The organism is Lentzea waywayandensis (assembly GCF_900115955.1).
In the GTDB taxonomy this organism is placed as follows: Bacteria; Actinomycetota; Actinomycetes; order Mycobacteriales; family Pseudonocardiaceae; genus Lentzea; species Lentzea waywayandensis.
Genome location: NZ_FOYL01000001.1, coordinates 1,078,474 through 1,099,529 on the forward strand (window position 1 = coordinate 1,078,474; position 21,056 = coordinate 1,099,529).

Consider the following 21,056-nt stretch of genomic DNA (forward strand, 5'->3'; position numbering starts at 1 on the left):
CGATGAGACCGCTGAAGCGACGCACCCGGCTCCTGACCGCGCTCGCCGCCGTCGCCGCGACCACCGCGGCCGTTCTCGTGGTGGGGCCGGGCTATCACTCCGCACAGGTGCGCATGCACTCCGGCACGGTCTGGCTGGCGTCCGGGCGGGCCGGCGAGGTGACCCTGGTGGACGGCGCCGCCGCCGAGGTGATGGCCCACGTGCCCGTCGCCGCTCCGGACACGGCGCTGACCGTCGCCCAGAGGGCTGGCGCGGTCGTGGTGCTCGACCGGGAGACCGGCCGGTTGAGCGGTGTCGACAGCGCCACCGAACGGGTCACGCCCGCGGCGTCGGTCCTCCCCCCGAGCGACGGGCTGGTCGTCCTGCCCGCCCCGGACGCGCTGCACGTGGTCGACGTCCACAGTGGAATGGCGGCCGCCGTCGACCCCGAGACGCTGGCACCGAGAGGCGAACCTCGGCGGCTGGCGGACTCGATCAGACCGGACGGCGTCGCCGTCGACGACCGCGGCCGGTTGTGGGCGATCGACGACAGGACCGGCGATCTGGTCTGGCTGAGCGACGGGCACCGACGGACCCGTTCCGCCGCGGCGGAGAACGGCCGTCTGACGATCATCGGGGGCCGGCCGGCGCTGGTGGATCCCGGCCGCGGCACGGCCGAGCTGCTCGACCCCGAGACCGGTGCGGTCACGCGGTCCACCCGGATCGACGCGCCGGCCGACGACACGACGGCGATCGGAAGGTCCGCCGACCAGGAGCGGCTGCTCATCGCGATCGGCAGCCGGGGCGAGCTGGTCTCCTGCACCTTCGACGCCGGCTGCGCCGCGCCCGTGAAGGTCGGTTCCGCGGGCGCCGACCTCGGGAACCCGATCGAGGTAGGCGACCACGCGGTGGTGCCCGACCGCTCCACCGGGCAGGCCACGATCGTCGACCTGGCCCGCTCCAGGGTGGTCGCACAGCGCCAGCTGTTCGACAAGCCGGTCCGGTTCGAGTTGATCGCCCACGACGACGTCGTCTTCTTCAACGACCCGAACGGCGACACGGCCGGGGTGCTGGACCTGACCGGTGACGTCCGGACGATCACCAAGCACACCGGGGAACCCGTCGAGGGCGACGTCCGGCCCGCACCCGACCCCCGCGCGCAGGCGGACCAGGTGACGAAGATCGATCGCCGGAAGGACGAGCGCGGTCTGGGGCTCCCCGCCCAGACCGGACGGGCCACCCGGCCGACACCGGGGCCGGCACCCACGGCGTCCATCGAGATCAGTCCAGACGACCACGGCGTGGTCGGCGAGGAGTTCGAGCTGACGATGGTGGTGCGGCAGGCGACCGCCACGTCGGCCGACTGGTCCTTCGGTGACGAGACCCCGGCGGTGGCGGGCACCACCGTCCGGCACCGGTGGCAGCGGCCCGGCACCTTCACCGTCCGTGCCACCGCGATCCTCGGGAACGGGGGCACCGCGCGGTCGGAGGCCACCGTGACCGTGACCGAGCCGGGGGCGCCGCCGAGCATCATCGGGATCGCCTTCCAGCGGCCGCGGCCGGTGATCGGCGAGTCGGTCCACTTCGGCGCGGACACCACCGGGCAGCCGGACAGCTGGTCGTGGACCGTCACCAAGGACGGCACGGCCGAACCCGAGGCCACCGCGGACACCGCGGAGTTCGACCACAGGTTCGCCACCGCCGGCACCTACACCGTCTCCCTCACCATCACGACCGGCACCACGACCGCGCGGTCGTCCCGGCAGGTCAAGGTCGCTCGCGGTGCGGTCAAGTTCTGGGGTCGCACCATCGACGGCGACCTGACCCCGCCGGAGTCGGTCGCCAGTGGAGTGATCGCGATCGACGCCGGCGGCGAGCACGCCCTGGCGTTGAAGGCGGACGGCTCGGTGATCGCCTGGGGCGACAACTACTCCGGCCAGTCGAGTGTGCCGCAGGAGGCTCTCAGCGGCGTGGTCGCCATCGCCGCCGGCTACCAGCACAGCCTGGCGCTGAAAGCCGACGGCTCCGTCATCGCCTGGGGTCTCGACATGGAGGGGGTCACGACCGTCCCGCCGGAGGCCAAGCACGACGTGGTCGCCATCTCGACGGTCGGCACGCACAGCCTGGCGTTGAAGAAGGACGGGAGCGTGATCTCCTGGGGCTTCATCTGCTGCCCCTACTACTGGGGGCCCGGGCCGGCGCTCACCGGCGCCACCGCCATCGCCGCCGGCGCCAGTCACAGCATGGCGGTGAAGGCGGACGGCACCATCGTCAGCTGGGGTGACACCAGGGAGTACAGCTGTGACCCCGTCGAGCCGGTGCACGACGTACGCGCCGTCGCCGGGGGGTACGGCCCCTGTCTGGCACTGCTGACGGACGGCACGCTCCTGGGCTGGGGAGCGGACCACCTGGGTCCGTTCTCCGTTCCCCCTGCCGCGCGACACGATGTCGTCGCGATGGACGTCAACCTCTGGAACGCGTTGGTCCTGAAAGCGGACGGCTCGGTCATCGGCTGGGGAATCGACGGCATGGCCAAGCCTTCCGCGCCTGTACCGCCGGAGTTCGACCGCGGCGTCTTGGCCATCGCCGCCGGCGCCACCTACGGTCTGGCCGTGGTGGAATGATCCCGCCGACGGCTACGAGTAGCGGGCGCGGGTGGCCTGGCGCAGCTCGCGCCAGGCGCCGGCCACGTTGCCGGGATCTCCCCCGAACGCCCCGGCGCGCAGCAGTGCCGACTCGGCGTCCAGCCGTGCGGCGTTGCGCTGGTAGATGACCGAGTCGTCGTGGTCGAGCCGCACAGCGAACTCACCCAGCGACGAGAAGGGCGCGTCGTGCAGTTCCAGCAGGCTGCGCAGGAACTCGTAGTCGGCGAACGCCCAGTCGAACGAGGCTCCGTCCACGACGTTGAAGAACACGCGGCTGAGCACCTGCCTCAGTTGCACACTCAGCGCCTGATGAGGAGGCGCGCCGCCCCACGCGGGAAGCGCTGCCGCGAGTCGCGGGTCGACCACGTTGCGCAGCGCCAGTTCCCGCAGCACCGGCGTCGACCGGCCGTCGGCGGAGGTGGCCGAGGTCCGGCACAGCAGGCGGTGCAGGAGCTCCTCCCGTCCCGCGGCGACGGCGGCCACGCCGATCACGCAGGTCAGCAGCAACGCCGGGTACGACGAGGCGTTGACCCACACGTCCTGCGCGCCGCGGCGCTGTGGCCCTGGGCGCAGGAAGCGTTCGACCAGGGCGGTCCACAGCTCGTCGTGCCGCCGGTCGCCGGACCGCACGCCGATGGCGACCAGTCTCAGCAGCGGCGCCATGTCGTGCTCGTAGGCGGTGAGCCGCTTTTCCAGCGCCGCGGGAAGCTCGCTGTCGTCCAGGTGGCCGGAGGTGGGGTAACGCGACTCCGTCAGCAGTTCGAGCGCCGCGGCTGCCGTCGCCTGGACGCGCTCGTGCACGGACAGTCCCAGCGGCTCGGACAAGGCCTGGCGGAACTCGGTGATCGGGCTGCGCAGTTCGCCCTCGGCCGGGCGGTCGGGGCGCGGGGCGGACGGGGCGGGCCTGGGCGTGACGAGTTCCGGCACCAGCTCGACCAGTTCGTCGACCAGGCGCGGGAGGTCCAGGTCGTCGCTGCGGTGGTGGATGCGCAGGTACTGGCAGCGGGCGACGCGCTTCAACGCGTCGGGCAGGTCGGCCTCGCGCAACGGGTCGATGCCGTCCATCAGCACCGGGATGACGCGCAGGCCGCAGTCGAAGGCCTCGAGGATCTCCCGGCGCACCCAGTCGTCGGGCTTGTCGAGGCGGTGGACGCCCTCGCGGTCGACGGCGTTCACCCAGCGGGGGCCGATGAGGGCCAGGAGGACCTCGCACCGGCGCAGGCCGCTCAGGATCTCGCGGGAGAAGTCCTCGCCGAGGCGGATCGACTGGCTCGCGTAGAAGACCTGGTCAGCTCCGAAGCGCGCGCTCAACTCCCGCTTGACCAGGGCAGCCGCCCATTCACCGTCGCCGGTGCGGTAGTTGACGAACACGCCAGGCATCGCCCTAACCCTCTCACGTGAGGCTGTGGCGAGGAGATTACTGACCGCCTCCAAAGCGATTTGCCACCCGGCGCTCTTCGCGGGCCTGTTCGACGCGTTCCTCCAGTGCCTCGAACCACTCGCGGCCCTGCCGGCCGCAGTTGTCGCGGATCTCGTGTTTGAGGTCGGAGGTGTTGGCGTTCAGGGTGCGGACCATGTCCAGTCCCTGGTCGACCTGCGTCCGGAGCTCGCTCTGCGACCTCTGCAGATGTGCCGCAGCCGCGCGCATCTCGGCGCGGGCCCGCTTGCTCACCACCAGCTGTAGCGGTGCGACTCGGGCGTGGCGGACGACGAACGCCATTGTGCGCAGTGAGGTCTGCGCGGATCCGTAGGCCAGGTGTGCGGTGTCGGCGCACTGGTACGACTCGCGGTGGAAGACGCGCAGGGAGTGGAACTCGACGTCGGGGCGCGCGGGGTTCCTGGCCTGGAGCTTCACCAGGCGGGCCTGCACCTGCTCGGCCTGGCGGCGCACTCGGGCGTTCTCGGCACGGACGCGTTTCAGCGTGCGGTCGGCCTCGGCGGCCGCGGCGCGCACTTCCTCGACGGTGACCCTGCGGGGGCGGCGGTCCCACCACGCCATCGCGCCGAGCACGACGACACCGGTCAGCGCCGCGCCGACGAAGAGCGACATGCCGTCGTCGATGACGTGGTCACCGGGGACGGAGGGCTTCTTCCCCAGGAAGACGAAGGCGTTCATGGCGGCCAGCAGCACGACGCCGCGCAGGAGGAAGCCCGGCCAGCGCTTCGGAATCGGTGAGCGGCGCAGCCGGCCGTTCCTGTTCAGCGCGAACCGGGCCAGCAGCACGCCCAGCGGCAGCGACACGGCCGCGCCCCACAGCCACTCCCGCAGGTAGACCGCGTGTTCAGGGATGTCGTCGACGATGATGCGCGCCGCGATCGCCGGTGACACCAGCACCATCGCCAGTGGCAGCCCGAAGAACAGGGCGAGGAACGCGAGCGCGCAGCCGCCGCAGCCGCTCCGGTTGCGGCTCACCGGCGGCGGCGGCCGGGCTTGCGGCCCGCGGGTGCGAGAGCGGCCGCGCCGGAACCGTTGAGCACCTTGTCGATGACGTTCGCGACGCCGCCGGTGAGGTCGGAGTGATGCTGGACGAGCATCGTGGTGAAGTGCGAGGTCAGGTCGATGTAGGCACGGCGTTCGTCCAGCGCCAGCCCCGGTTTCACGGTCTCGCGCTGCATGTTGACCATGCACTCCCGCAGTGCCACCGCACTGCGGTCCGCCCTGCCCAGGTGCTTCTGCATCTGGCGCAGCGTGGTGGAGGACTCGCGGCGGCGCTGGTCCAGCAACGCCAGCGTGATCTCCTTGTCGTGCGCGGACTTCGACTCACCGACCCGGCGCATCTCGGTGTTCAGCGCGTACGACTCGGCGACGCACCGCCCGGCGGGCCCGAGCGGGCTCAGCGAGTCGGCGATGCGTGCCACCGTCTCGCTGAACCTGACGTCGTTTCCCTCGACCGTGACCAAACCCATGGCAGGTTCATCCACCCCGCCGGGCAGAGCGTTACAGCCCGAACGAACCGTCTCAGGGCGTCAGGATCGCCCGGCCGCGCACCCGTCCGTTGTCCAGGTCGTCGATCGCGTCCTGGAACCGGTCGAGCGGGTACTTCTGCGTGTGCAGCGTGACCTTTCCCTGTGCTGCCAGCACCATCAGCTCGCACAGGTCGTTGTAGGAGCCGACCAGGTTGCCGATCAGGTTGATCTCGGTGGAGATGATGTCGATCGTGGGGACGTCGATGTTCTCGCCGTAGCCCACGACGTGGTAGTCGCCCGCACGGCGCAGCATCGCGATGCCGTCGCGCGTCGCGCCGCCCTCGCCCACGAAGTCGATCACGGTCTCGGCGCCGTCGCCGCCGGTGAGGTCCAGCACCGCCGCGACGTGGGAGCCGTCCGCGACGACGCCGTGATCGGCGCCGATCGTCTCGGCTAGCTTCACCGCGTCCGGGTTGCGGTCCACGACGACGATCTCGGCCGCTGTCAGCGCTTTGAGCACCTGCACGCCGATGTGCCCGAGGCCGCCCGCGCCGATCACCACGCACCGGTCCCCCGGCCGCAGCCTGCGCGCCGCCTTGGCCGCCGCGTGGTACGCCGTGAGGCCCGCGTCGGCGAGCGCGGCCACGTCGGAGGGTTCCAGGGCGTCGTCGATCTTCACGACGCTGCGCGCCGAGGTCTTCAGGTACTCGGCGTAGCCGCCGGCGGTGTCGATGCCGGGGAACCGCGAGGCGGCGCAGTGCACGTCGTCGCCGCTGCGGCAGGCCCGGCACAGGCCGCACGTGATCAGCGGGTGCACGATCACCTTGTCGCCCTCCGCGACGTTCGTGACGGCCGCGCCGACCGCGTGCACCCAGCCCGCGTTCTCGTGGCCGATCGTGTACGGCAGCGTCACGCCGGACTTCTCCGCCCACTGCCCTTCGAGGATGTGCAGGTCCGTGCGGCACACGCCCGCGCCACCGATGCGCACGACGACGTCGAACGGGCCGGTCACCGTCGGTTCGCTGACCTCGGTGAGCTCCAACGGCCTGTGGTAGCCGACTACCTGGACGGCCTTCATGCCGTTCCCTCCATTGCGTAACGGGTGCGGAGCAGGCCACGGCAGAAGTGCGCGTTGCCCTCGATGGAAATACCGACCGACCTCGCGAACCGCAGCCGCAACGGCAGTTCGCCCGGCGGCAGCGGAACTCCGTTGTCACCGACGAGCACCAGCGCGTCCGGGCCGGTGTCGAAACCGAGGGCGGATCGTCTGCGCCGCAACGCCTCGGTGGCTTTCGAGTCAGGAAGATCCTTGAGCGTCAGCGACCTCAGGCGGTCCGGCGGCACGTCGCGCACGGCTCGTTCCATCGCCGCCGCGTGAGCCTTGCGCTGGAACGTCAGCCGCAGCTCGGCCAGGTCCCGTGACGCCTCATCGCCGTACGTGCCAACGAATCCGGAGTCGGCGGCGATACCGCGGTTGATCACGTCCGAGTCGTGGTGGTCGTCCAGCACCACGACCACGTGCGGTGCCAGCCCGCGCAACACGTCCTTCGCGTCCGATGCCATGAGATACGCGAAGTTCGGTGAGCAGAACGCCGTCGGCAGTCGCAAGTGGACGGTCAGCACCTCTCCTTCCGCCGCAACGGATCGCACGAACCCGAGCGTGGTGATCGGCTCGTCCAGTTCGGGATCCATCACCTCGTCCAGCGCCTTCCAGGCCGCGTCGATCATGCGACCGACACCGCCTCCTGCTGGACGGGCGCAATGTCGAGGCCGGCGGGCACGGGGATGTCGTACATGCGTGCAGCGTTCAAGCCGAGGATCTTCTTCTTCTGCGCCAAGGTGAGCGGCGCGTACTCGGTCATGTCGGCGGGGATCTGGAAGTCGACGAACCGCTCGATCAGCCAGCGCGGCGTCCACAGCGCGTAGTCGCTGGAGAACTGGATCCTGTCCTCGTTGAGCCAGTACAGCAGCTCGCCGATGATCTGCGCGAAGTAGCGCGGCCGGGTGTGGATGAACGGCATCGCGACCGCGAGACCCGCGTGCACGTTCGGTTCCTGCGTGGCGATCCAGCAGAAGTCCTCCAGGCGCGGCAGGCCGCAGTGCTCGATCACGAAGTTCAGCTCGGGGAAGTCCGTTGCCGCGTGATCGACGTCCGCCACGTCGAACGCGTCGCGGTCGAGCGGCCGGATCGTCGGCCCCTTGTGGATGTGGATGTTGCGGATGCCCAGCTCCTGCGCGGTCTCCAGGTACCGGTAGTTCCACGGGTCGTCCAGGCGCCAGCCGCGCGAGTCGCCGTACCACTCGGCGGTGTAGAGCTTCACGCCCTTGAGCCCGAACCGTTCCGCGTCGCGCTTGAGCTCGTCGAGGCCCTGCTGCTCGCGGCGCGGGTCCCAGCAGTGGTTGTAGGTGAGCTTGTCCGGGTGCTTGGAGGTGAGCGCGAACGCTTCCTCGGTCTGCCCGAAACCGTTGTGGTAGAAGGCACCCAGGTGCGCGGGCTGGAAGATCGCGTGGTCCACGTACCCGTCGTCGAACAGGTCCTTCATCAGGCGTTCGCCGCCCTGGTACAGGTACTCCTCGTACGACCAGACCTCCTCCTCTGGTGAGAGGTTGCGGTGGTAGTCGTAGAAGCAGTCGATGAACTGCTTGCCGTGGATGTTGCGCTGGTTCTCCGGGCGGGCGTCCCAGAGAGCGATGTGCGCGTCGACGATGAAGTACTGCTCGCCGTCCTTCGAGTACATGGATGCCTCCAGTGGTTGCGACCGACCGTAGGAAGATCGGCGCAGCTCAGGGACCCACCCGGTGTCTCACTTTGAGACAGCGGCATCTACGCCGGACGAAGCCGCGAGTCGTACATTGGGTGGAACGCGCGACGAGGAGGTCGACGTGGACGACCGGCAGCTGGCCGCGATCCCGCAGCGCCTGCGGGCGTCGTGGCTGCGCAGCGAGCGGTACGGCGTACCCGAGGACGAGGTCCGGCCGGTCTTCACCGGCACGGTCGACACCACTTCGCTGTTCTACGAGTGCGGCCACGAGGTGCTGCGCGGCCTGCACGCCACGTTGTCCAACGAGCCCATCAGCCTGATGATCACCGACAGCGAGGGCCTGGTGCTGACCAGGCTGTGCACGGACCCGGCGATCGTCCGCTCGCTCGACCGCGTCTCGCTGGCCCCCGGCTTCTACTTCGCCGAGAACAACGCCGGCACGAACGGCCTGGGCCTCGCGCTCGCCGACCGCACCGCGACCCTCGTCCGCGCCGCCGAGCACTACTGCACGGGCCTGCGCGGCTACACGTGCGCTGCCGTGCCGGTGCTCGACCCGGTGTCCGGCGCGCTGGCGGGCAGTGTGAACCTCACGACCTGGTCCGACCAGTCGTCCGACCTGCTGCTGGCACTCGCCCAGGCCGCGGCGGGCAACACGGCGGCGTTGATGCTGGCCCGTGCCTCAGGCCGCAGGGCCCGTCCCGCCCCGCGCGGCGAGGTGTTCCGCGTCTACGCCGGCCGCGTGCGGCCACCACGGCTGTCCGCGGCCTGGACGTCCGCGGTGGCCACGGCGGTCGAGGCCATGCTGGACGACCGCGTCGTGGCCGTCGTCGGCGAACCGGGCGCGGGCAAGACGGCGCTCGCCACCCTCGCCCGCCGCACGGTCCGCCCCCGCGAACGCCTGCTCAACGCGCGCCCGCCGGCACCGGACGACGTCGACTCGTGGTTGCGCCTGTGGACCCCGGAACTCGGCAAGGCCGACACCTGCGTCGTCGTCTCGGACGTCGACGCACTGCCCGCGTGGGCCGCGTCCTCGTTGGCACCGCTGCTGACCGGCTTCGCCCTGACCGCGACCGCCGCGTTGCCGGACGCGTTGGCGCCGTTGGTGGACGTCGTGGTGGAGGCGCCGGCGCTGCGGTTCCGCCCGGACGACGTCCTCCCGCTGGCCCACTACTTCGCGCACCGCGACCGGGGCCGCGAGGTCACGTTCACCTCGGCCGCCGTGCGCGCGTTGCTGTCGTACGAGTGGCCGGAGAACACCAGGCAGCTGCGCCAGGTCGTGCGCGTCGCCGCCGCCCGTTCGGACGTGATCGACGTGCAGCACCTGCCCGCCGAGGTGTTCACCAGCGTCGGCCACCGGCTGAGCAGGCTCCAGGTCCTGGAACGCGACGAGATCGTGCGCTGCCTGACCGCGCCGGGCGCGACGATCGCGCAGGCGTCCGCCGAGCTCGGCATCGGGCGGGCGACGATCTACCGCAAGATGGCGCAGTACGGCATCAAGGCCGATCAGCTGCGGGGCTGGTGACGGCGTTCGCGATCCGCAGCGTCATCAGCTGCTGTGAGCTGTCGCGGACCGTCGGCGTGAACGAGTACGCGATGCGCCGCTGCCCGTCCCGCGTCGAGAACATGCCCGCGTTGAAGCCGTACCACTCCCCCGTCTTGCCCCACACCTCGACGCCGTTGATCGTGAAGGTCTGCAAGCCTGTCGCGTACGAGGCGGGCGAACCGTCCACCATGGACACCTTGGGCACGGTGAACATCTTCTCCAGCAGGTCTTTCCGGACAAGCCTGCCGTAGAACAAGGCGGCGATGAACCTGGTGAGGTCACCGGTCGTCGAGACCATGTCGCCCTCGCCGTGGGCCCTGGAGGAGTTGTAGTCGCTCACGTCGACCAGCCCCTGACCCGGCACGTTCAGATAACCGTGCACGTGCGAGCCGCGGATCTTCGTCTCGTTGCGGCCCGGCACGTAGGTCCTGGTGAGCCCGAGCGGCCGGGCGATGCGCTTGTCCACTTCCTGCGCCAGATCGTGGCCGGTGACCTTCTCGATGATCATCGTGGCGAGCAGGTAGTTGATGCCCCGGTACTCCTGCTTGGTACCGGCCTCGAACTTCGGTTCGGTCGCGGGGACCAACGCCCTGAGCTGTTCGGGGGTCCACTGGTCGTAGCGGTGCGCGAGGACCTTCTCCGGCGTGCTCAGGTCGGGGTAGCCGACCTCGTTCGGGATTCCGCTGGTGTGGTTGAGGAGTTGCCCGACCGTCACCGCGTCGATGGTCTCCGGCAGGTCGGGGAGGTAGTGCCGGACCTTCGTGTCCAGGCCGAGCCTGCGTTCCGCCACCAGTTGCAACGCGACCGTCGCCACGAACACCTTGGTGACGCTGCCGATCCGGAACCGGTCGTCCGGCCGCACCGGGCGTCCTTGCTCCGCGACACCTTCCGCGCCGTACCAACGGCCCGCCGGGCCCGCCACCCGCAGTTGTGCCGCCGTCACCACCGGGTGCTCCAGGTCGGCGATGGCCGCGTGCAGCAGTTCTGGCTGCAGCGGCGGCAGAGGAGTCACCGCGACCAAGGCGGCGATCAGGAGTGATTTCATGATCACCACGGTGCCGTGGTGATCATGTCGCGGAAATGGTGCCGGCCCCCGCGCTCGCGGTAGGGCCAGCACCAAGTCGTTCTACCGCTAGCGAACCGCGCGCACGCCGTTCTCGAAGAACGCCAGCCGGACCTCGCGGTCCATCGCCCGCTCCGGGTGGTCCATCAGGCCGAACGCCAGTCCGTCGGCGCTCGTGATGCCCGCGACGTCCTCGAACGACCCGTCCGGGTTGGAGTCCTTCTCGTACCGCAGCGCGACGCGGTAGCCCTCGGTCTCACTGCCCGGGTCGAAGCGACCCTCGCCGTGCGCGCACGGGAAGGTGAGGGTCTGGCCGCCCAGGCCGGCGAGCCACGGGCTGTCGTTGTCGCTGTCGACGACGTGCCGCTGGTTCTCCTCGTTGTGGAACGTGCCGGCGCTGTTGACCTTCAGGCCGACCTTGCCGAAGCAGCCGCCGCGCACCGCGATCTGGAACCCGTTGCAGATGCCGATCAGCGGACGCTGACGACACGCCTCGAACTGGTCCGCGAGGTGGCTGCGCAGCAACGCCGCCGCCACCGCGCCACCGCCGAGGTGGTCGCCGAACGAGAACCCGCCGGGAACGCAGAGGATGTCGGCGTCGTCGAGCCGTTCGGTGCCCGCCAGCAGGTCGGCCGCGAACCTCATCCTCGGCTCGGCACCCACCTCGGCGAACGCTCGGACGGTCTCCTCCTGGCAGTTGGTGCCGGGCAGGTACAGGACGTTGACGGTCGGCTTCATGCGATCCTCGCCGTGAACGAGTTGAGCCAGCCGTCGCGCGCGGCCGGAGCGAACAGGTCGATGCCTTCGAGCACGATTCCGGTGCCCTCCAGCGTGCCTTCGAGCGTGCCGAGGACGACAGGGCTGAGCTCGGCGGGAAGTCCGGCGACGTCCTCGGGGGCGACCTCGACGACAGCGCCGACGCGGTGCTCGGCGAAGAGCGACTCGGTGGTCGCGGACTCGAGCTTCACGCCGATGCCACTGGCGAGCACGCCCTGGGTGAGCACACCCGCGACGCCACCGGCGCCGATGCGGGCACCGCTGCGCACCAGGTTCCTGCTCGCGGCGAGCGCGGTCAGGTAGCTGTCCACATCGGACAGTGTCAGGTCGTCGAGCGCGCCGACCGGCAGGCCGAGCTTGCGCGCGGCGACCGTGCCGACCGGGGACGACGTGCTCAGGCCGACGCGCACGAGCACGTTGCCCGGCGTGGTCCACTGCTCGCGCAGCAGGCCGTCGGTGTGCGGCACCTTGCCCAGCGCGCTCAGGAACACCGCGGGCGGCACGCTGACGAGGCCCTCGTCGGTGTGCACGGAGCCCGCCGAGGAGTCCTTGCCCGAGATCAGCGGCACGCCGAAGTGGCGGACCAGGACCGCGAGCTCGTCGACCATGCCGACCAGCCACTCACGCCAGTGCGGCGACAGGTGCGGGGTGTAGAAGTTGTCGCACATGCAGATGTCCTTGACGGCGACGCCCGCGAGCACCTGGCCCGCGATCGCCGCGCAGAACATCTGACGGGTCGCGGCGACCGGGTCCGCGTCGAACATCCACGGGTTGAACGCGGTGTTGAGCACGGCCGCGGCGGGTGAACCGGCCACCGGCGTGCCCGCCCAGTAGGCCGTGCGGACCGAGTTCTCGGTGCCGTAGTGCGGGCCGTACCAGGTGTTGCCCTGGACCGTGGAGTCGTACTGCGAGTCGGCGAAGTGCTGCGAGGCGACCTCCGCGTCGGCGACGACCTCCTCCAGCAGCCCGGCGAGCTGCGTGGGTGCGAGCTCAGGCCACTCGACCACGTCGGTCGGACGCGGCGGCGGGCCGACCTCGAACCGTTCGACCTCGATGTCCAGCAGGTCGTACGACACGTCGAAGCCGAGTTCGCCCTGGTGCGCGGGCACGGTGTCCGGCGCGGCGGCGATCAGCGCTTCCTCGGTCAGGTCCGGGGCGTGGAACACGTGGTAGCGACCCGTGTCCGCGAACCGGCCGATGACCGTCGAACGCACCATGTGGCGGTCGAGGATCTTCTTCGCCCGCTCCTGGTGCTCCGGCGGCACGGCGAGCAGCATGCGTTCCTGCGACTCGGACAGCAGGATCCGCCACATCGGCAGCGCCGCGGTCTTCAGCGGCACCAGCGCGGTGTTGATCCACACACCGCACGCCTCGCCGATCTCGCCGACGGCGCTGTTCAGGCCCGCGCCACCGACGTCGGTCAGCGCGCTCATGCAACCCGCCTCGCGCAGTTCGATCAGCGCCTTGCGGAACTTGACCTGCTCCAGCGGCGCACCGATCTGCACCGCGGCGGTGTCCATCACGGCGCCCGCGGAGCTCGCGGACGCGCCGTGGATGCCCTCGTTGCCGGTCAGGCCGCCGATCAGCACGACGAAGTCACCCGGCCGCGGGGTGCCGCGCTGCGCCGCCGACACGGGCAGCAGGCCGATGCTGCCGCCCAGGGCGAACGGCTTGGCGCGGTACGCGGGGTGGAACGTCATGCGCGACGACATCATCGGCACGCCGAACGTGTTGCCGTACTCCTTGATCGCCCGGATCGTCTCGCCGGCGAGCCTGCGCGCGTCCGGCCGGCCCTTGATCGGCGCGGGCGCCTCGGGCTCACCGATCGCGGTGTACTCGAAGCTGCCGATCGGGTCGGCGGACAGCCCCGTGCCGAGGATGTCGCGCAGCACGCCGCCGAGCTTGGTCAGCTGGCCGAAGTAGCCGGAGATCGCCGACGGCCCGTTGTGCGTCTCGGCCTTGATCGCGATGGCGTGGCCGTCGTAGAAGTCCCAGACGCCGGCGTTGTCGTGGAACATGCTCAGCACGTTCGGGTTGCCGACGTCCTTGGCGGCCTGGACGAGCCGTCCGAGCAGGCTGCCCAGCGACTTCCACGTGGTGTGCGCGCAGTGGTCGCTCCAGCGGGCGTCCAGCGCCTCCAGCAGGACGTCCGTGACGAACTCGTCGCCGAGCGTCTGCTGGACGTGCTGCACGTGCTTCATCTGGGCGAGCGAGAGGTTGCGGCCCCCGGCCACCCCCAGCTCGGTGAGCCCGGCGTCGTCGAGCCCGCGCAGGTCGTACTGCGCGGCCGACTCGTAGTGGCCCTGCGGGACGAGGGTGTCGTAGTGCGGTTCCTCGTCGTGCAGCTCTTCGATCGTCGCGTTGAACCGCGTCGAGGCGATCAGGTCGCGCAGCCGCGGCGACGCCGACCTGTAGCTGGTCGCGACCTTGCCCGCGCGAGCCTTGACGCCGAGCAGCCCGCACACGGTGATGATCGAGTCGCTCTCGTTGTCGACCACGCCGCGCTTGTAGGCGACCTGCACGGCGCCCGCGTCCAGCGGCTGGTCCATGGAGACCTCGACGTCGAGCTGGTCACCGAGCACGGCGGCCACCTCGGCCAGCGCGGCCGGGTCCGGCGTGCCCTCGAACTCGACGTAGTAGTCGCGCCACACCTCGAGGTCGTCGAGCTCCCACGATCGGCCGAGCTCACGGATGTCGGGCTCCGCGATGCCCGCGGAGCGAACCGAGAACTTGTGGATCAACAATCCTCCTGGAGCTGAACGGTCGGAGCCAATTGTCCTGGGCGGCGATCGCGCTCGTGGAGGCACCCAGGCAACCGGGCGAGGCCGCACTGCGACACATGCAGCACCCTAGGCGGTGAGCCCGCGCCGACCCGCATCGGCGCAGGGCGACGCGCGTCACTCACACGCGGGAAAAAGGTCACCCACTCGTCGCGGAGTCGTGGGACCCTGGCGAGCGACGACCACGAGATGATATGGATCGCCGAATTCCGAGTGAACCGGAATTCAGATTGGCAACTTTTTGTCCATCCATTGGCATTGATCGCGAGAATCAGCCCACTCATCGGTCACCAGGCGCATCTGTTCCACGAAAATCTCACCCAACCCGGTGAGCGTCCCGGACGCCGCCAAAGAACGGATCGCGGCGCGGGTGGCACTACTCCAGCGGTCGAATTCCGTGCGTGCTTCCCGGTCGTCGTACCGACTCCAGAAAGCGGACACGGCAAGATGTGCGTATACACCCTGCAGAACGGCCACGGGTGGCCGGGGATCCTTGCGCCAAGCCACCCTCATCCGGCGCGGGGAAAGGCTGTCGACCAAAGGGAACAGGTCCAGCAGCGCGGACAGCTTGCCGTGCTGCACCTCGTGTGCAAGCGCCACGGCCATCACGCGCGGGTCCTCCGGCAGGGACATCGCGACGCAGCCGAACGCGTTCGCGAACGTCAGCGCGGCGTGGCCGGAGCCGGACGTGGAGAGCGGGGTGAGGACGGACAGCGTCGCCGCGACCTCCTCGGCCACCTGACGGTGCCGCGTGACGAGCAGGCGCCACGCCTCGGAGAAGCGCTCCCACCAGCGGTTTTCCTTGCCCGACGGCAGGGTGTCGTGGGCGCGGACCTGGTCGGGGAGATTCTGCTCGCCGGTGCCGTCGACCGCCAGCGTCAGCCTCAGGCCGTCGTGTTCGGCGTGCAGCCGGCCCACCGGCCGCCAGTGTGCGGTCGCGCCGCCGGACAGGTCGCCGTGCGCCACGCCATCGGACGCGAAACTGCCTTCTGCCGTGGTCACGACGCACACCGGGCGTGAGGTCACGGGGCGGAACGTGCCCAGCGACGGCAGCACCACGGCGGCGGCACCTGGTACCTCCACGACGCCCTCGACGCCGGCGTGGACCCGTGCGGAGGCCAGTACGGCGGCGAGCTGTTCGGGCGCGGCCGCGGCGCCCGCTTGCAGCCGGGCCGTCGTGCGCACCGCCCACGCACCCACCCTCGGGTAGTCCAGAACGGCCCGCATCGCCGCTGTCGGCACGGCTCTGAGCTGCTCATACGTGGTTCGGGTCGCCGGGGCGGCAGGGTGGCCGCCCCGTTCGGCCAGGTCGACCATGGCGTGGATGAGCAGGAGGGTCCGGCTGCGGCGCACCTCCGCGAGCAGGGCCACGGCGGCCGGTCCGCCGCCCCCGCTCGCCAGCGCGGTGAACATGGCCGGGTCCATCTCGTGCGTGGTCATCGCACGGCTCCTGGCAGCGCCGCGACGTCCCGGGTCAGGCGGTCTCTGACGTGCGAGATCAGGGCGTAGAGGTCCGCGCAGTACACCGACGGGTTCAGGAACGAGCCGGCCCGGTAGCGGTGCGCGTAGACCCCGCCTCCGCACACTTCGCGCAGGTCACAGGCCTCGCAGGTCGCGGAGAGGCGGGTGCTCTGCTGGGCGATCACGCCGGGAGCGCGCAACGCGTCGTCGAGGGACGAGGAGCCGATGACCAGGCCGGTCGCGGCGGCGCCCTCGAACGCCGAGGTCAGCATGTCCGAGACCTCGATGGCGCCGTCGGTCTCGATCACCACCGTGGAGGGCGCGGACGTGCCGAAGCCCTCGACCGAGGAACGTCCGCCGAGCAACACGTTGATGATCTCCGCGAAGCCCCTGACCTGCGTTTCACCGCCCTCGTACCAGCGGTCGAACACCGCGGTCAGCCAGCCCGCGTAGGACCCGGCGGGCGGTGGCGAGGACCAGTTCGCGTTCGGCAGCAGGAAGTCCACGGCCGGTGGCGCGAACGGCAGCAATGCCTCGTACGTCCGCACCGGGTCGTTCGCGAGGTCGATCGTGCAGAGCAGGCCGCCGTAGATCGACCGTCCGGCGAGCAGGCGCACGGCCGCGGCCACCGCGTCGTAGCTGCCGCTGCCGTCGGGCCGGCGCCGGTGCCGGTCGTGCGCCTCGCGGTCGCCGTCGATACTCACGCCGACACGAACTCCCAGGTCAGTGAGCACGTCAACGGTCGGTGCGTCGAGCAGGACCCCGTTGGTCTGCATCGCGAACCGCACGGGCGCGGCAGCACCGATGACACGTACGGCCTCGGCCACACGGGCCACGCCGGCCAGCAACGGCTCACCGCCGTGGAACACCACCTCGACCTCGTCGAGCCCGTGCGCGCGTACGTGCTCCTCGATCCGCAGCGCCACCTGACGCACGACCTCTGGCGACATGGTGCGGTCGCGCTGCCGCCAGCGCTGGTCCCGCATCGTGTAGACGTAGCAGTGATCGCACGCCAGATCGCACCGCGCGTGCATCTTGAGGATCACCTGCCGGAATGGTCTCCCCACGTCACACCGCTTCCGCCACGATTGATGGAATCACCGCCCAGGTGGCCGATCGACACACCTCACGGCTCCCTCGATAATGCCGGACACCAAACTCATCGGAGTGAAGAATCCACCCAATTAGATTGTGCCGTCCGCTAACACGTCAAGGCCACTCCGAGACTCTACTATTGTGTGGCACCGCAAAGGGGCGGAGATGGGACGGTGCCGGACGCATGATGGAGCAGCACGACGCCAGCCTGAAGTCGGATCTGGTCGATCTGAGCGGGGTGGATTTTGATCAGCTCGACGCACTGCCCTCGTCGGTTCTGACCAGATCTCTGCACCGGGTGCTGCGGGAAAACGCGTCGAACATCGACCACTACGCGGCCTTCCAGAACACGATCTGACGACAGCTCACCCGTGGAGCGAGGATGACCGACGACCGACCACCACCCGGCAAACCGAGGATCGTCGCGTTCACGTCGCCGACGAACGGGGCCTGGCGCACCGAGGTGGTCGCGAACGTCGCGTGGACGCTCGCCGCGGCGGGCAGGCGCGTGGCGATCGCGGACTGGGGCAGCGACGCCCCGCACGTGCACGACTACCTCCAGCCGTTCCAGGCCCGGACGCTGAGCGTCGGGGAACTGCTCGACGAGGTCCTGGACGACACGAGGTTCAGCACGCCCGCGCGGCACCTGCTCTTCGACGAGAAGGTGTACCCGCGGATGGAGGCGCGGCGCTACGAGCTGCCGGGCGGCCTCGGGCGCATCGACGTCCTCGCCTCCCCCGAGCCGGGCACGCCGGTGCGCGGGTTCGATCCGGGGGACCGCGATCTCGGCGAGGTCGAGACGCTGCGGGCGGGCATCCAGCGTTCGATCTACGACCACGTGCTGATCGACTCCCCCGCGCCGCTGTCCCCCGGCCTGGCGGCCAAGATGGCGCGCCTGTGCGACGTGGTCGCGCTCTGCTTCGAGCCGCAGAGCAGCAGCATCCGGCAGTCCGCGTGGTTCGCGGGCGAGGTGTGGGACGCCGCCCCGGTCGGCATCCGGGTGCTCGCCGTGCCGGTGCGTCACGACGAGACGGACAGGGACCGGGCCGAACGCACGCTCACCCTGGTCGGCGCGGCGTTCCACTCGTTGCTCACGCACGAGACGGACGAGTTCGGCAGGACCATGTCCGCCGAGGTGGTGGGCGTCCCACCGCACGACGACGGTTCCCCCGCGAAGACGCTCGCCGTGCTGGCCTGCGACGACGCGGCGCAGCCGGAGGCGTACCAGCGGCTCGTCACGGCCATCGGCGGCAAGGCGGCCGGAACGCCGCGCACGCTCACGGTGGACCTGCTGGAGAGCTATCGGCGCAGCGTCGGCCTGTTGCCCACCCTCGTCGCGCTGGAGTGGGCGCCGCGGGACCGTCCGTGGGCGGACTGGGTGCGCGCGCAGCTGATCGCCGCCGGGGCGCAGGTGGCCGACAGCGCGGAGGCTCCCGGCACCACGCTCGTGCGCATCTGTTCACAGCACCCGCTGCCACCAACGGCGGTGACCGGCCGGACGATCGCCATCACCGTCGACGAGACCGACCTGCCGCCCGAACTGGCGTCGGCGACGCACGTGCCGCTGGCCGGCCTGGGCGAGAGCACCTCCCGCACCCGAGTCCTCGAAGCGCTCTCGTTCGTGGCGGGCCCGCCGGGTTCGGGCACCCGCTTTCCCGGTGCCGTCACCAGGAACCAGCGCACCCTGCCGCCCAGGCTCGCCCTGTTCGCCGGACGGGGTGCCGAGCTGGAGGCGATGCGGAACGACCTCGCCGGGCCGGACAGCCCGCGCACGTGGTGGCTCACCGGGGCCGCCGGCGTGGGCAAGAGCGAGCTGGTGAAGGAGTACGCCCACCGGTTCGAGTTCGACTACGAGCACGTCTGGTGGATCCCCGCCGCAGACCGCATGACGATCACGGAGAGCCTGGCGAAGCTGGCGCGCGTGCTCGGCGTCCCGGCGGAGAACCAGGTCGCCCAGAAGGTGCTGGACCTGCTCGGCCGGGCCGACGAGACCAGGCGCTGGCTGCTCGTCTACGACGGCGCGGACGAGCCGGGAGTGCTCGACGGACTGGTGCCCACCCGCGGCCGCGGCCACGTCGTCGTCACCTCGCGGTCGCGACCGAGCCACGTGGACGCGGTCACCCTCGGCCCGTTCACGCCGGACGACAGCATCGAGTACCTGCGCAACTCCCTCAACGACGTGGGGGAGGCAGGTCTTCGCGAGGTCGCGGACCGCACCGCGCACCAACCGCTCGCGTTGCGGCTCGCGCGGGCGTGGATCGTGCGGGCCGCGTGGCAGGCGAGGCAGCAGACCGACTCCCGCCAGAACGCCGAGATCCGTGCGGCACAGGAGTTCTGCGCGATATCGGACGCGCTCGGCGACGGCCCGGCCATCCCCCGCACGGTCCAGCTGACCGTGAACACCCTGCGACGGAGCGAGCTCGGGCGCTCGGTGCTGAGGGTCGCCGCGGTGTGCTCGTTCCTCTCCCCTGACGGCATCGCGCTCTCCCTGCTGCACAAGGTCTCCCTGCTCGCTGCGGTGTCGGACGCGCTGGACGACGTCGAGCTCGACGGCATGCTGTGGCACGGCGTTTGCTACGGGATGTTCCACGTCTCGTGGCGACGGCCGGGCACGGTGACCGCGCACCCGTTGCTCCTCTCGCACATCGCCGCGCTCGCGTCCGACGAGGAACTCTCCGCCATCCGCACGGCCGTGCAAGAAGGTCTCGCCGTGATCGCGCCGTCGGAGAGCGAACTCGACCAGGCGTGCGCCGGTGAGCTTCGGGAGCTGCGCAAGCACATCGTGCCGAGCGGCGCCCCGTCGTCGGACTCCCTGGCGGTGCGGCGCTGGCTGGTCAGTCAGATGGGCCACTTCCTGCGCGAAGGCGACCACGAGGCGTGGCGGTTCGCGACGTCGTTGTGCGAGCGGTTGCTGGAGAACTGGCCGGAACAGGACGCACCGGGGCTGCGCATGCGGTTGCGGTTCCACCTCGGCAACCTCCACCGGTACCTCAACCGGCCGATCGACGCGCTCACGGTGGACGAGAACCTGCTCGCGGACCAGCGCCGGATCCTCGGCCGCGAACACCCCAGGACGTTGCGCACCGCACGCGGTGTGGCGCACGGGCAACGGGTCCTCGGCCTGTTCACGGAAGCGCTCGTCGAGGAACAGGCGACCGTGCGGGGACTTCGGCGGGTGCTGGGCGAGAATCACCCGGACACGTTGCGGGCGACCAACAACCTGGCGCAGTCGCTGTTCCTCGCGGGTGAGCCAGGCCAGGCGCTGAAGGTGCAGAGCGCCAACAGGGACCGCAGGCGCGAGGTGGTCGGGCCCGACCACCTCGACGTCTGGTGGTCGGCGTGCAGCATCGGCACCTACCTGCGCGAGCTGGGCCGCTACGACGAGGCGTGGAACGAGCTGCAGACGGCCAAGCAGCGGGTAGCGCAGCTGCCGGGGGCACCCCGGCACCTGCTGCGGATCAAGTGGAACCAGGCGATCATCCAGCGGCACAGGGGTGACAGCGCCACCGCGAAGGCCATGTCGTGGGAGGTGCTGACCGAGTACCGGCAGACGTTCGGCGAGGACCACCCCGACACGAGGGCGTGCAAGCTCAGCTTCGCCGCCGACCACTTCGCGGTGGGCGAGTTCGACGTCGCGGTCGACCAGGCGCGCGAATGCCTGAACGGCTACTGGCAGCGCTCCGGCCCGTTCCACGCCTTCTCGCTCATGTGCCAGCTGGACCACGCGATCTTCCAGCACTGGCTGGGAAACGCTCCGGAGGTGGCGCTGCTGTCGGTCAAGGAGGCTCGCGGCGGACTGGTCACCCGGCTCGGCGACGTGCACCCGTGGGCATTGGCCGGACGCCTCGCGCACGCCGTGGTGCTCGGCCGGACCTCGGACACCGACCTCGGCCGGCACCTGCTCGGGGAGGTCCACGACGACTGCGTCGAGTACCTCGGGGTGGCGCATCCGACGACGAGGACCGCGGCGGCGAACCTGGACGTGTCCGCGGACGAATGGCAATGCGTAGTGCTCGACGTACCGGAGATGTGAAGGAGGCGGTT

General features: G+C 70.5%; 15 protein-coding genes. 4 read left to right on the forward strand and 11 right to left on the reverse strand.

All coding sequences use genetic code 11. The features are described 5' to 3' along the window. Window positions 1–2: 2 nt before the first annotated feature. Window positions 3–2,603, forward strand: a complete 2,601-nt coding sequence (locus tag BM417_RS04520; protein WP_093588408.1) for a PKD domain-containing protein — start codon at window positions 3–5, stop codon at window positions 2,601–2,603. A 12-nt stretch (window positions 2,604–2,615) separates the two neighbouring features. Here BM417_RS04520 and BM417_RS04525 read toward each other — a convergent pair whose 3' ends face one another. Genes BM417_RS04525 through BM417_RS04550 form a run of 6 tightly spaced genes read right to left on the reverse strand, consistent with a single transcriptional unit; the run spans window position 2,616 to window position 8,269 of the window. Beyond that, window positions 2,616–4,004: a toll/interleukin-1 receptor domain-containing protein gene (locus tag BM417_RS04525; protein ID WP_093588409.1), complete on the reverse strand. Its 1,389-nt coding sequence runs from the start codon at window positions 4,002–4,004 to the stop codon at window positions 2,616–2,618. Window positions 4,005–4,041: 37 nt separating this feature from the next. Then, a complete protein-coding gene (locus BM417_RS04530; protein ID WP_093588410.1) occupies window positions 4,042–5,037 on the reverse strand; it encodes a hypothetical protein in 996 nt (331 codons plus the stop codon). Then, a complete protein-coding gene (locus BM417_RS04535) occupies window positions 5,034–5,531 on the reverse strand; it encodes a hypothetical protein (protein ID WP_093588411.1) in 498 nt (165 codons plus the stop codon). Before BM417_RS04535 ends, BM417_RS04530 begins: the two co-directional genes overlap by 4 nt. Window positions 5,532–5,583: 52 nt before the next feature. Next, on the reverse strand, window positions 5,584–6,609 hold the full coding sequence (locus tag BM417_RS04540; protein ID WP_093588412.1) for an NAD(P)-dependent alcohol dehydrogenase: 1,026 nt from the start codon (window positions 6,607–6,609) through the stop codon (window positions 5,584–5,586). Next, window positions 6,606–7,259 carry an iron-sulfur cluster assembly protein gene (locus tag BM417_RS04545; RefSeq protein ID WP_093588413.1) on the reverse strand — a complete coding sequence of 218 codons (654 nt, stop codon included), beginning with the start codon at window positions 7,257–7,259 and terminating at the stop codon, window positions 6,606–6,608. The genes BM417_RS04540 and BM417_RS04545 overlap by 4 nt, the downstream gene beginning before the upstream one ends. Continuing rightward, complete coding sequence (locus BM417_RS04550; protein WP_093588414.1) at window positions 7,256–8,269, reverse strand: amidohydrolase family protein; 1,014 nt, start codon at window positions 8,267–8,269, stop codon at window positions 7,256–7,258. Before BM417_RS04550 ends, BM417_RS04545 begins: the two co-directional genes overlap by 4 nt. A 145-nt stretch (window positions 8,270–8,414) precedes the next feature. Here BM417_RS04550 and BM417_RS04555 point away from each other — a divergent pair, with 145 nt between their 5' ends. Further along, complete coding sequence (locus BM417_RS04555) at window positions 8,415–9,815, forward strand: AAA-type ATPase lid domain-containing protein (protein ID WP_093588609.1); 1,401 nt, start codon at window positions 8,415–8,417, stop codon at window positions 9,813–9,815. Here BM417_RS04555 and BM417_RS04560 read toward each other — a convergent pair. The 5 genes from BM417_RS04560 to BM417_RS04580 form a co-directional block, all read right to left on the reverse strand. After that, window positions 9,787–10,881: a serine hydrolase domain-containing protein gene (locus tag BM417_RS04560; protein WP_218164317.1), complete on the reverse strand. Its 1,095-nt coding sequence runs from the start codon at window positions 10,879–10,881 to the stop codon at window positions 9,787–9,789. The genes BM417_RS04555 and BM417_RS04560 overlap by 29 nt on opposite strands. An 87-nt stretch (window positions 10,882–10,968) precedes the next feature. Continuing rightward, window positions 10,969–11,637: a phosphoribosylformylglycinamidine synthase subunit PurQ gene (locus tag BM417_RS04565; RefSeq protein WP_093588415.1), complete on the reverse strand. Its 669-nt coding sequence runs from the start codon at window positions 11,635–11,637 to the stop codon at window positions 10,969–10,971. Beyond that, window positions 11,634–14,417 (reverse strand): AIR synthase-related protein, encoded by a 2,784-nt coding sequence (locus tag BM417_RS04570; RefSeq protein WP_143138497.1) that lies wholly within the window; start codon window positions 14,415–14,417, stop codon window positions 11,634–11,636. The genes BM417_RS04565 and BM417_RS04570 overlap by 4 nt, the downstream gene beginning before the upstream one ends. A gap of 264 nt (window positions 14,418–14,681) precedes the next feature. Next, the gene (locus tag BM417_RS04575; RefSeq protein ID WP_093588417.1) at window positions 14,682–15,896 is read right to left on the reverse strand and encodes an HEXXH motif domain-containing protein; all 1,215 of its coding nucleotides are present in this window, start codon (window positions 15,894–15,896) and stop codon (window positions 14,682–14,684) included. Then, a complete protein-coding gene (locus tag BM417_RS04580; protein ID WP_245821694.1) occupies window positions 15,893–16,984 on the reverse strand; it encodes an FxsB family cyclophane-forming radical SAM/SPASM peptide maturase in 1,092 nt (363 codons plus the stop codon). The genes BM417_RS04575 and BM417_RS04580 overlap by 4 nt, the downstream gene beginning before the upstream one ends. A 215-nt stretch (window positions 16,985–17,199) precedes the next feature. Here BM417_RS04580 and fxsA point away from each other — a divergent pair, with 215 nt between their 5' ends. Further along, entirely contained in the window at window positions 17,200–17,370 is a 171-nt protein-coding gene (gene fxsA / locus BM417_RS04585) for an FxSxx-COOH cyclophane-containing RiPP peptide (RefSeq protein WP_177320273.1), read from the forward strand. 24 nt (window positions 17,371–17,394) lie between these two features. Further along, window positions 17,395–21,045: an FxSxx-COOH system tetratricopeptide repeat protein gene (gene fxsT, locus BM417_RS04590; RefSeq protein ID WP_093588419.1), complete on the forward strand. Its 3,651-nt coding sequence runs from the start codon at window positions 17,395–17,397 to the stop codon at window positions 21,043–21,045. Window positions 21,046–21,056: the final 11 nt, after the last annotated feature.